Source organism: Pedobacter sp. (assembly GCF_035566355.1).
GTDB lineage: Bacteria > Bacteroidota > Bacteroidia > Sphingobacteriales > Sphingobacteriaceae > Pedobacter.
In genome coordinates, this window is sequence record NZ_DATMRL010000470.1 from 1 (window position 1) to 10,910 (window position 10,910).

A 10,910-nucleotide genomic window follows, 5' to 3' on the forward strand; every position below is an offset into this window, starting at 1 on the left:
GCTTGAAAATGGTGTGACGTATATTCCTGCAAATATGGGCAAGGGATATATTAAAGGCTTCTTTATTCATCCTGAATTACGATTAATTGTGAGGCAGTATGAATTGAAAGAGGAATGGGTACTGGACAGAGGAATCGATAACGAGGAAAGTGAATTTATCGTGATTGCTTTCCATGATATTTTACAACCATCATCAGATAATAGGTTATTGCCGTCAGTACGGGTAGCTACCAGTAATTTTAATATTGAATATCTTCCTGCCAACAGAAAAATCAATTCGATATTGATTACTGTGGGTACAGCATATTTAAAGGAATTACTGAAACCAAAAATGAAGGATACCCTGCTTCAAATGATCACTTCCGGCAATCAACCTTTTTTATTTGAAGAAATTATTTCGCCAAAAATACAAGAAGTTGGAGCTGATGTGGTGACTGCAACTCCGACAGGAGAATTACAAGATCTTTATTACAAGGTAAAAGCAGAAGAACTGATCTACTTATTATTTGTGGAACTATTGAAAAGACAGGATACGACTGTGCAAAGATTGAATACCGTTGATGTTAAAAGGATCTATGAGGTAAAGGATAAACTTCTTTCAGACATAGACACGCCACCAAGACTTCCAGAACTTGTGAAACTTTCGGGTATGAGTGAATCTAAATTAAAGCGGCTTTTTAAACAAATTTTTGGAAAGAGCATTTACAATTATTACCAGGGCTTCAGAATGAAAAAGGCAGCTTATCTCCTCAGAGAAGAAAATTTGTCAGTTTCGGAAGTGGGATATAGTTTAGGTTTTACAAACCTTAGCCATTTTTCAAGATTATTTGAAGCGCATACTGGCGTAAAGCCAAAGAAGTATTCTGCAGGTAAATAAAAAGCCGTTTCCTTTTTAGAGAAACGGCTTTTTAAGCAGTGGGCCCAGCTGGGCTCGAACCAGCGACCAAAAGATTATGAGTCTTCTACTCTAACCAACTGAGCTATAGGCCCCGAAAATCGGTTTGATTTTGCGAGTGCAATGTTACATATTTACATCGAATTTTGAAAACACTTTTATGCAAAAAATTAAAAATATTATTTTCGATTACGGTAACGTGATCTTTGAGATCAACTTTAAAAACGCTCAATTTGCTCTGGAACAACTAGGTATCTCCAATGTTGCCGGATTTTTTGATCACAAAAGTCACAACAATATTTTTGATGATTTTGAGACCGGTACCCTTACGCCAAATCAATTTAGAGACGGAATCCGTAAAGAAGCGGGAAATAATTTGATTTCAGATGAACAAATTGATGCCGCATGGAACAGTTTATTAATCGGTGTCCCTCCGGGAATTCACGAATTACTTTTAAAGGTCAAAGAAAAATATCGCACTTTTCTATTGAGTAATAACAATGAAATTCATTATCTATGGATCATGGACTATTTAAAAAGAGAGTTTAAAATGGAGTCAATTGATCATCTTTTTGAAAAGGCCTATTTCTCTCAGCAAATGTATTTGCGTAAACCGAATGTAGAGATCTTCGAACAAGTAATCAGAGAGAACAATTTGGTGCCTGCAGAGACGTTATTTATAGACGATAGCCCTCAACATATAGAAGGGGCAAAGAAAGCAGGATTGAACGCTTTATTAATGACTGCGCATCCCCAGCACCTCGAAAATTTTTTACAGGAAAACCATATTATCTAAATTTCATGCCAGATACCCGATTCAAATCATTAAAAGAATTTTATCTGTTCTATTTAACCGAGCACCGGAACCTCACCAGCAGAATACTTCATTTTATTGGGACAGGTCTGGTTGGCCTTCTGTTGATCGGCGCCATACTTTTTCATGAAATGAAATTTTTAATTGCTCTTCCATTTGTTGGTTATGGCTTTGCCTGGATTGGGCATTATTTTTTTGAGAAGAACAAACCCGCTACCTTTAAATACCCTGTCTATAGTCTGGCCAGTGATTTTATCCTTTTCTGGGATTTGTTGTCAGGAAAGCAGCCATTTAGAGTAAAGGGATAAAGCAAGGAAAAAATTAATCGTATAAAATTTATTATTTTTACTTCGAGAGCGTTAATATTGCGGAGGTAAATCAATTTGATTTCCTCCGTTTATTTTTTGAGGATGCCTTATGACTGTAACTGTATTGCCAATTTTAGAACCTGATTCCCTTAAAACGGCCCCGTTGGCCAAAGTGATGAACGAAAGACTTCAGCGCCTTGCTGTGGAATTGCAGGACACACATTTAAAGAAGCTTCATTCTGTTGAGCCACTTTCCGAAGATATTGTGATTTACATTGGTTATACGGGCAAATATAATGTTCGTTGGAGGATTGTAAATGATGTTGCCCCGGAGATTGAGATAGAGGTGGCTAGAAAATGTGCTGACTTGGGATATGTGCTCTGGAAAACAAATACCATCTTTTCGAAAAGTGATCCTTCCAGATAGCCGGATCAATATATTTGGATTTATTTTATTTAAAAAACAAAAGCCCTATCTATTTGTTCAAATAGATGAGAGCGTTAATTAGGTAAGCGGGGTATTTCTATGGAAATATCCCGCTTCCGTTTTTCTTAGAGGTTTATGTGGCGAAAATGTGTATGATCATTGGTCGATCTCTCCGGATAATGTAATGATGCCCATCGCAGATAATTCATTCAGTACAACCGGATCAGGAAGATGATCTGTGATCAAACAGGTAATTTGAGAAAGTGACACGGATTGTACATAAGCATTTCTTTCTATTTTGGAGGAGTCACACAGCAAATAGATCTGGTCTGCATTGAAGCAGAATGCCTTTGTTATGGAGGCTTCAAGTTCAGTATTTGAAGTCAGCCCTTTTTTGATTGAAAAGCCATCTGTTCCTATAAATGCTTTTGGAGCTTGGTAATGATTAATATGTTCTACAGCCATTTGACCATGGACTGCCCTGCGGGCCTGATCTAATTCTCCGCCTATTAAGTTGATACTGATTTCCGGACAGTTCATTAATTCAGCTACTACGGGCAGCGAATTTGTAATTATCTTTAAGGGTTTAGTCTTTTTCAAATAGTTGCACATGGCGAATACTGTACTCCCACAGTCCATAAATAAAGTATCTCCGGGTTTTACCTGATCTGCTGCCAGTTTTGCAATGAGCTGTTTTTTTGACTCACTTACATTTTTCTTTTGATGGAAACCGGTGAATTTCTGTGTTTCTAGTTTTATTGCACCTCCATGTGTGCGCTGTAATAAGCCTTGTGTATCCAAATCCTTTAGATCTCTTCTGACAGTCGCCGGCGAAACAGCTGTCTTTTCGGAAATTTCTGCAACAGATAACTGGTCAAACTCTTCAAGTATGTTTAAAATCTTTCTCTTCCTTTCCTGAAAACTCATATAATTGGTTACATTTGATCAAATATAATCAAAAATGATCATATATAATCATGAATGAAAGGATAAACATCATAAAGGAACAGGTATTGTCTGATGACTGGTACCTGCTAAAGAAAACAACTTTTAATTACTTAACGAATAAGGGAAATTGGGAAAACCGGAGCAGGGAAACCTATGATCGTGGCAATGGAGCAACGTTGCTTTTATATAATAAGCTGTCTCGGACAGTTGTACTGACAAGACAGTTCCGTTTTCCAACTTATGTGAACGGAAATCCGGATGGTTTATTGATCGAGACTTGTGCTGGATTGCTAGATAATGATGGGCCTGAAGAAGCTATCCGGAGAGAAGTAGAGGAAGAAACAGGTTATGTGCTTTCTTCTGTTGAAAAGGTATTTGAAGCTTATATGAGCCCGGGTTCTGTTACGGAAAAGGTTTATTTCTTTATCGCAGAATATACAAAGGATATGAAAAAATATTTGGGAGGAGGGGTTGAAGATGAGGAGATTGAAGTTTTGGAATTATCATTTGAAGAAGCAATGGCTATGATTTCAAACGGACAAATTCAAGATGGTAAAACAATTATGCTCTTGCAATATCTTTCTTTGTCAAAACTCATGAATTAAAATGATGGATTGATCTTATATTTGGCGAAAAAAAATTATGATAGCTCATCACGTTTTATTCTGGCTTAAAGCCGACACGACAGAAGACCAAAAGAAAGCATTTCGCAAAGGCCTGGAAACATTAAAGGATATAGAAGTTATAAAAAACTTTCATGTGGGTACTCCAGCCGCAATTGAGCGCGCAGTAGTGGATACGACTTATACCTTTTCTTTGACTTTGTTTTTTGAAGACCTTGCAGGCCATGATGTTTATCAGATACACGATCTGCACAAGGCTTTTCTTGATGAATTCCGTATTCTCTTTGATAGAGTAGTGATTTACGACGCAGAAGGATAGTGTTTTACCTGAAATTCTGTTAATGTTTGGATCGACTTAACAAACATTAACAGGATTTAACACTATTTAACGAAGGTGCTTTAGTTTAAAATGAATATTTGCATATCAATTTTTACTATAGTTAACCTTTAAATCTTCAATGATGAAAACCTTTACCAACATCAACTTTAAGAGATCACTATTGGTCTTTTCCTTTTCTCTCCTTTTTGCAATGGTTTGGAGTTCCTGTAAAAAGAGCGATAGCACAGATACAACTACTATAAGCTATCTTAGCGTGGTAAACGGATCACCTTCTACCGGTACATTTAATGTTTATGCAAATGACGTGATAATGAACAAAGCAGCTCTGCCAATGGGCGGAAGTGTTCTTCCTTATGCACAACTGGTATCTGGCAGCAATACTTTGAGATTTACCACAGCAAGCAGTACAGATAATTTGTTGAGCAAAACAATTTCCTTGTCGGGAAGCACGGCCTATACTTATTTTTTGATCGGGCAGTCAGGACAGCTTGACGGTGTATTGGCTACAGATGTAATGACAACCGTTTCAACGGATAAGGCCTTCGTTCGTTTTGTGAATTTATCTCCTGATGCACCTTCTTTAAACCTGGCGGTTACAGGTGGAAGTGTAGTGATTAATAACCAATTTTATAAGCAAGTGAGTTCATTTGTAGCAGTGGATCCAAAAACGTACTCTTTTGATATCCAGGAGCAGTCTACAGGAAATGTAAAGACAACATTGACTGGGGCTACACTTGTTGCAGGTAAGTACTATACCGTAATGGCACTTGGAATGATGGCACCAAGTGCTGCTGAAAATCCGCTGAACGCCCAGGTCATGACAAATCAATAAAAAATAAAAGCCTTGACGGGATTGAGTTCCGGCCCCGTCAAGGCTTCTGGTTTTTATAGATTATTGCTATTGAACATTATTCAATGTAATATCGAAATCAAGTACAGAGTTGGCCGGGATGGATCCCTTGGTTACATTTCCATAGGCAAAATAAGAAGGGATAATCAGGCGTATCTTTCCATCTTTTTGGATTTTCTGAATGCCAAACTGCCACCCTGCAATAACATTCCCTAAGGCAAAAGTTGCTGGTGTTTTTCCTGTAGTCGTGTCGAACACAGTGCCATTCAGTAATCTGCCCGTATAATCGGCAGTGATTTGGGTGCTGGCAGAATAAGTAACACTTCCGCTACCCGGGGAGATAACCTGGTAAAAGATTCCGGAACCCTCATCTTTTTTCATTTCGGTAAGGTTATTGGCTTTCACAAAAGCTCTTATCGCAGTGGTATCTGCTTTGAATTGTGCAATTATTTGCGTCTGATCTACTTCTGGAACATCGTTGTTACTTTTAGAACATGCAGCAAGGCATCCTGCCAGGCAAAGCATTAATAGACATTGTTTTATACTTCTTCTCATCATAAGGCAAATGTAAAGATTAGAAATAATTCTTTTGTAGCTGAACCACCATCTAATTTGTAACTTTATTTTTAACTTACCCTTTCTTAAATGAAAACCAAATCTTTATGAACTTAAAAAAAGCATCCCGAACCTGCTTATTTAAACTCACTTTAACCATTGCTCCATTACTGTTTTCCAATTTTAGCGAAGCTAAAGTTGTGCTCCCTTCAGTGTTCAGTAACAATATGGTACTTCAGCAGAAGACCAGTGCATCCATCTGGGGAAAAGCAAAACCTGGAGCTAAAATAACTGTTACACCAAGCTGGAATCTGGAAAGATACAGTGGTGCTGCAGATGCTGAGGGAAATTGGAAAATAAAGGTACTAACGCCATCGTATGGAGGTCCATATACTTTACGGATTTCTGACGGCGAACCTGTTGTTTTAAAAAATATACTTATTGGTGATGTATGGGTTTGTTCGGGGCAATCCAATATGGAAATGCCGCTGGCAGGCTGGGGCAAGATACATAATTATGCACAGGAGATAGCCGGGGCCAATTATCCGTCTATACGTTTGTTGCAGGTTGAACATTTCACCGCGAACCAGGTGAAGGATGATGCCAGTGTAACCAACGGAGGATGGACCGTATGTAGCCCGGCTACAGTGACAGAATTTTCTTCAACGGCTTATTTTTTTGCCAGGGAGATTTATCAAAGAACAAAAATACCAATTGGCTTGCTTCATACTTCCTGGGGCGGTACTGTTGCTGAAGCCTGGATGAGCAGTTCTTCATTAAAAAAAATACCTGCTTTTTCATCAGCTGTGGAAGAAATTGAAAGAACTCCCGGTGAAGATAAAAATTATGCTGACAAATTGCTGAGCTGGCAGAAGGTAGTTCAGGATAAAGACTTGGGTTATCACGACCAAAAGCCTGTTTGGAGTGCCGAAGACGTAGAGGTTTCTTCCTGGGCGGAGCTTAAAGTTCCTGGTTTGTGGGAAAATGAATTAAAAGATATGGATGGTATTGTCTGGCTAACCAGAAAAATCACTCTTCCTGCGAATTGGGCCGGTAAATCTCTGAAAGTAAATATCGGACCTGTTGATGATGATGAGATCACCTGGTTTAATGGATCGGAAATCGGAAGAACGCAAGGCTATAATCAGCCGAGGGTCTATACAATTCCAGCAAATTTGGTTAAAGCCGGTGAAAATACGATTACGGTGAGGGTATTTGATAATGGGGGCGGAGGTGGAATGTACGGAGAAGAGAAGGATCTTCAGTTCACAGGTCCGGATGGAAAGAAAGTGGGCCTCGCCGGTTCCTGGAAATATCGTGTCGGGCTTAATTTAAAAGATATTCCACCTATGCCTGCATCTCAGAATTCACCAAACCGTCCTTCTGTACTTTACAATGCCATGATCCATCCTTTTCTGCCTTTTTCCATTCGCGGTGTGATCTGGTATCAGGGAGAAAGTAATGCAGATCGTGCTCATCAATATCAATCTCTTTTTCCTTCTTTAATCAGAGACTGGAGATCAAAGTGGAAGGAAGGTGATTTTCCGTTTTATTTCGTCCAGTTGGCGAGTTTTATGAAAAGAGAAGAAGAACCAGTACCATCGAAATGGGCGGAGCTTAGAGACGCGCAACTCAAGACACTGTCTTTACCAAATACGGGAATGGCTGTTGCTATAGATATAGGGGATGCAAACGATATACATCCGAAAAATAAACAGGAGGTCGGACGGCGCCTGGCGCTGATTGCTCTGGCCAGAAATTACCAAAAGAAAATCAGTTATTCGGGGCCGCAGATGCAATCTTTTAAAGTAGAAGGGGATAAGGTCCGGATTTCCTTTGTCCATGCCGATGCCGGGTTAAAAGTACAGGATGGAAAAGTACTGAAGGGATTTGTTATTGCTGGGGCTGATCAGAAGTTTTACCGGGCACAGGCAGTCATTGAAGGAAATACAGTTGTAGTGAGTAGCGATCGGGTGAAACAACCTGTTGCTGTTCGTTACGCCTGGGAAAATAATCCGGATTGCAATTTGTATAATGGAGCAGGATTACCCGCATCTCCCTTTAGAACGGATACCTGGAAAGGGATAACAGAATAATGGTGTTTAACGTAAATAAAACTTCTATTTTTGGATATTAAACCAAAGTTATGCTGAAAAAAGGAGAACATATTGAGGGAACGCCTGAAGAATTGCAGTTGTTAATCGACCAGGACGTGGAAGCTAAAACATTTTTTGAAAGTTTATCTAAGTCTTATAAGCAAGGATATTGCGATTGGGTAGGGGCTGCTAAGCAGGAAGCAACGAGAAAAACCCGGGCAGAAAAGGCGTTGATTATGCTGCAGAATAAACAGAAAACATTAAAAACCTGAGGATACAAGTAATAAGGGAGGTAATATTGCCTCCCTTATTGCCTGGTGGGCTAGAACTTATAGGTTAAGCCTGCACCAAAGATTTGTTTAACTTGTAAGGCTTTTTTTGTACCTGCCAGAGTGCCGTCGGTATTGAATTCCTGAATTTTGGTTTTGTCATCATAGATCAGTTGTACCCCTGCATTCACCGTAACAAACTTGTTTACCTTCATAAATAGATTCGCGGTGTAGTCTGTGTAAATATTGCCAGGCTTATCCAGGTAATTTGAATAGAGTTTCAATATATTTTCGAAGCCAATGTTTTCCATTACATTCACTTTGTAATATGCATCCAGTGAGGCACCGAATTCATAGCGCACTTTTTTACCCGGGTCTACACCGAAGGCACCAGCCTGCGAAAGTTCATTATTTCTCACGATGATGATACGAGAAGCAAAAGGTGAAATGTTAACTCTAAAATTGTCAGATTTTTTATAAGCAAAACCCGGTCCGAAAGTTAGATAGCCAGGAGCAAGGAAATCGGAAATCAATTTGTTCGGGCCTGAGGTGTTATATTGCCAGCCCTTTGAAAACTGCGTCTGGAAATTTGCATAAAAAGTGTACAACCAGTATTGCGCGGCCTTATAGCCCAGTAAGCTATTTAAAATGATGCGGTCATCATTTTTTCGGGTACCAATTCCCTGCTGTTTACTTAAACCGTAACCAAGAATGGCTTTGTTGTCCCAACTCCATTTGTCTTTCTTATAATTAAAATCGTAATTGAAAACGAGATTTCCAGCAACAGAGTTCACACCCCCTGCCGACCAGTTGGAAAAAGAACTTTGATTGATCAAAAAGGTATTTTCCCCGTGAATTGTCCACTTTTTTGTGGTGTCTGCTTTGGGTGCTGTGTCTTGAGCATAGCCAGTAATTCCTATGACCATCAGAAGAAGAGTAAAAGTAAAATTTTTCATGAGCCTGTTTTTTGATGAATAAATAGATTAAATTTTGAGGATTGAATCCACCGGGATTTTTTTTAAAAAAAAAGTCCCGGTCTAATGACCGGGACTTATGCTGTAAAAACGAATTAGATTCCTGGGAACATGCTTTGAGATTTATCTCCGATCAGTGGAATTGGTTTTTTCTGTCCATTGATAGCACCTATCAAACCAATGATCCATAGTACAAACAGGACTAAATAAATGAGATTGAACAGCATTACAACTGCACCTGATAAAGTAACTATTAACAATATCCGGGCTACTATATTCACGCCAATACCAATCAGATAAAGTAATAGCGTTTGTCTTAAATGATAGCTCCCCAATTCTGTTTTCTTGTCTTTGTGCATGGCAAAATAGGCAATTAACCAGCCAATAAGGGTGATATAACCCACAATAGCGACGGTTTTACCATCTTCAGTTGTTGGAGTTACGTTGAAATTTGTTTCCATAGGTAAGATTAAATTAGATGTATATACTTCTAAAATAAACTTTTTTAAGCTAAAAAGGAAAATCTTTTGAGAAAGCTGGTGATTTTTAGCCTTTTAAGCTGGATCAAAATAAAGCCGAACAGCTTCTTTAATCACTTCCGGCAATGGTTCAGTACTTCTGTTCTTAATCTCAAACTGGCCGGAATTAAATTTTTGGATATAAGTACCTTCTGTTTCGCTGAATTTTAAGAAGCCTTCGACAAAGAAGCGTTCTTCAAGTACCGAAGAAGAATCTAAGGATCTGAAAGTAAGATGTTGAATTTGTTTTGTTTCCTTATTGAACAGCAACCAATGAAAAATCTGATCTACAGTGCTGCCTGCAGGCTGATCAAGTCTTTTAATCTCGAGAATGGAAATCTCTTTAGAATCGAGGTAATAAAGTGTATCAAAAACAATTTGCATAGGGTTTCTTGTGTGCCTGCAAATTTAATATTTATGTTTAAAGACCAAATTGAGAAATTAAAAAATATGACCAGAAATAGTTACCAGTCCATTTTATAACAATCATATCCGCATGATCTCACCAGTCTGATAATTTCACAACGTTCCAGACCGTCGGTTTCAACCCTCAATACTCTCTCTTCATCAGTGAGATCCACAGACCAGTTTTGGATTTCTATTTGTTTGTCGAAGACCTTTTTCAACTGAGAAAGATCTTCGACAGACTGGATATTAGAAACAAAAATGAAAACGTTTATCATGGAGGGTTTCTTTTACCAATATTTAATTCCAGTTAACCTGGCCATTTCTACTTGTGCAAGACAAAGTTGGTATTCATATTGTAATCTGGTCAGTTCTGCTTTTTGAACATTTGTACTGGCACTGGTTAATTCCAGGTTTGTGCCTATACCATTCTTGTACCTGCTTTGCGCAAGTTTTTGTGCTTCCTTGGCTTCTGTAACCTGACCTCCGGCATTCACCAGGCTGGAACGATTGCTGTTGATATCAGTCAATATCTGTTTAATATTACTCTTAAAGGTATTATTCAGGGTCTCCTGTGCGAATCTGGTTTGCTTCAACTGGCTTTCTGATAGTCTTTCCTGTTTTTTTGCCCGGCCTCCCTGATAGATCGGGATATTTAGCGTTACACCTGCGGTATAATTGTACCTGAAGCGGTCAATATCTGGCGCATAGCCGTTGGTATATCCAGTTCCGGCATTTAGCGTCAGGGAAGGTCTCCCACCGGTTTTACTTAAAGCAAGTTCTGCTTCGGCCTGGGCGATTCTGTCTTTAAGCAGCTTAAATTCAGGGTTATAATTCCAGGCATGCTCCAATGATTGTTCTGCTCCGTCTTCTAATCCTTGTACTGGA

Annotated in this window: 16 protein-coding genes and 1 tRNA gene; 9 read left to right on the forward strand and 8 right to left on the reverse strand. The window is 38.9% G+C overall.

All coding sequences use genetic code 11. From position 1 onward, the window contains the following. The coding region (locus tag VNZ46_RS18330) for an AraC family transcriptional regulator (protein WP_325561475.1) at window positions 1-877 on the forward strand (877 nt) is incomplete at its 5' end. Window positions 878-916: 39 nt separating this feature from the next. On the opposite strand, the gene VNZ46_RS18335 is transcribed toward VNZ46_RS18330, so the two are convergent. Next, a tRNA-Ile gene (locus VNZ46_RS18335) sits at window positions 917-990 on the reverse strand. A 65-nt stretch (window positions 991-1,055) separates the two neighbouring features. Here VNZ46_RS18335 and VNZ46_RS18340 point away from each other — a divergent pair. The 3 genes from VNZ46_RS18340 (at window position 1,056) to VNZ46_RS18350 (ending at window position 2,444) form a co-directional block, all read left to right on the forward strand. Then, window positions 1,056-1,691 (forward strand): HAD family phosphatase, encoded by a 636-nt coding sequence (locus VNZ46_RS18340; protein ID WP_325561476.1) that lies wholly within the window; start codon window positions 1,056-1,058, stop codon window positions 1,689-1,691. A gap of 5 nt (window positions 1,692-1,696) precedes the next feature. Then, window positions 1,697-2,017 carry a DUF962 domain-containing protein gene (locus VNZ46_RS18345; protein WP_325561477.1) on the forward strand — a complete coding sequence of 107 codons (321 nt, stop codon included), beginning with the start codon at window positions 1,697-1,699 and terminating at the stop codon, window positions 2,015-2,017. A gap of 109 nt (window positions 2,018-2,126) precedes the next feature. After that, window positions 2,127-2,444, forward strand: a complete 318-nt coding sequence (locus VNZ46_RS18350; protein ID WP_325561478.1) for a hypothetical protein — start codon at window positions 2,127-2,129, stop codon at window positions 2,442-2,444. A gap of 156 nt (window positions 2,445-2,600) precedes the next feature. Here VNZ46_RS18350 and VNZ46_RS18355 read toward each other — a convergent pair whose 3' ends face one another. After that, window positions 2,601-3,371, reverse strand: a complete 771-nt coding sequence (locus tag VNZ46_RS18355) for a DeoR/GlpR family DNA-binding transcription regulator (RefSeq protein ID WP_325561479.1) — start codon at window positions 3,369-3,371, stop codon at window positions 2,601-2,603. Between the two features lie 50 nt (window positions 3,372-3,421). Here VNZ46_RS18355 and nudK point away from each other — a divergent pair, with 50 nt between their 5' ends. The 3 genes from nudK to VNZ46_RS18370 all read left to right on the forward strand — a co-directional run bounded on the left by nudK (window position 3,422) and on the right by VNZ46_RS18370 (window position 5,187). Beyond that, window positions 3,422-3,997, forward strand: a complete 576-nt coding sequence (gene nudK / locus VNZ46_RS18360; RefSeq protein ID WP_325561480.1) for a GDP-mannose pyrophosphatase NudK — start codon at window positions 3,422-3,424, stop codon at window positions 3,995-3,997. A 37-nt stretch (window positions 3,998-4,034) separates the two neighbouring features. Next, window positions 4,035-4,334: a Dabb family protein gene (locus VNZ46_RS18365; RefSeq protein WP_325561481.1), complete on the forward strand. Its 300-nt coding sequence runs from the start codon at window positions 4,035-4,037 to the stop codon at window positions 4,332-4,334. Between the two features lie 139 nt (window positions 4,335-4,473). Beyond that, window positions 4,474-5,187: a DUF4397 domain-containing protein gene (locus tag VNZ46_RS18370; RefSeq protein ID WP_325561482.1), complete on the forward strand. Its 714-nt coding sequence runs from the start codon at window positions 4,474-4,476 to the stop codon at window positions 5,185-5,187. A 66-nt stretch (window positions 5,188-5,253) separates the two neighbouring features. On the opposite strand, the gene VNZ46_RS18375 is transcribed toward VNZ46_RS18370, so the two are convergent. Beyond that, window positions 5,254-5,763 carry an FKBP-type peptidyl-prolyl cis-trans isomerase gene (locus tag VNZ46_RS18375; protein ID WP_325561483.1) on the reverse strand — a complete coding sequence of 170 codons (510 nt, stop codon included), beginning with the start codon at window positions 5,761-5,763 and terminating at the stop codon, window positions 5,254-5,256. Between the two features lie 104 nt (window positions 5,764-5,867). Between VNZ46_RS18375 and VNZ46_RS18380 the strand changes: the two genes are divergently transcribed. After that, window positions 5,868-7,856, forward strand: coding sequence for a sialate O-acetylesterase (locus VNZ46_RS18380; protein ID WP_325561484.1), 1,989 nt, complete (start codon window positions 5,868-5,870; stop codon window positions 7,854-7,856). 50 nt (window positions 7,857-7,906) lie between these two features. Further along, entirely contained in the window at window positions 7,907-8,128 is a 222-nt protein-coding gene (locus VNZ46_RS18385; RefSeq protein ID WP_199080868.1) for a YdeI/OmpD-associated family protein, read from the forward strand. A 50-nt stretch (window positions 8,129-8,178) separates the two neighbouring features. On the opposite strand, the gene VNZ46_RS18390 is transcribed toward VNZ46_RS18385, so the two are convergent. From VNZ46_RS18390 to VNZ46_RS18410, 5 genes are all read right to left on the reverse strand, one after another. Next, a complete protein-coding gene (locus tag VNZ46_RS18390) occupies window positions 8,179-9,081 on the reverse strand; it encodes a DUF3078 domain-containing protein (RefSeq protein WP_325561485.1) in 903 nt (300 codons plus the stop codon). Window positions 9,082-9,194: 113 nt separating this feature from the next. Then, window positions 9,195-9,560 (reverse strand): DUF4870 domain-containing protein, encoded by a 366-nt coding sequence (locus VNZ46_RS18395; protein ID WP_325561486.1) that lies wholly within the window; start codon window positions 9,558-9,560, stop codon window positions 9,195-9,197. A gap of 93 nt (window positions 9,561-9,653) precedes the next feature. After that, a complete protein-coding gene (locus VNZ46_RS18400; RefSeq protein ID WP_325561487.1) occupies window positions 9,654-10,001 on the reverse strand; it encodes a hypothetical protein in 348 nt (115 codons plus the stop codon). A gap of 80 nt (window positions 10,002-10,081) precedes the next feature. Then, on the reverse strand, window positions 10,082-10,300 hold the full coding sequence (locus VNZ46_RS18405; RefSeq protein ID WP_325561488.1) for a hypothetical protein: 219 nt from the start codon (window positions 10,298-10,300) through the stop codon (window positions 10,082-10,084). Window positions 10,301-10,312: 12 nt separating this feature from the next. Next, on the reverse strand, window positions 10,313-10,910 hold a 598-nt coding region (locus VNZ46_RS18410), incomplete at its 5' end, for a TolC family protein (protein WP_325561489.1).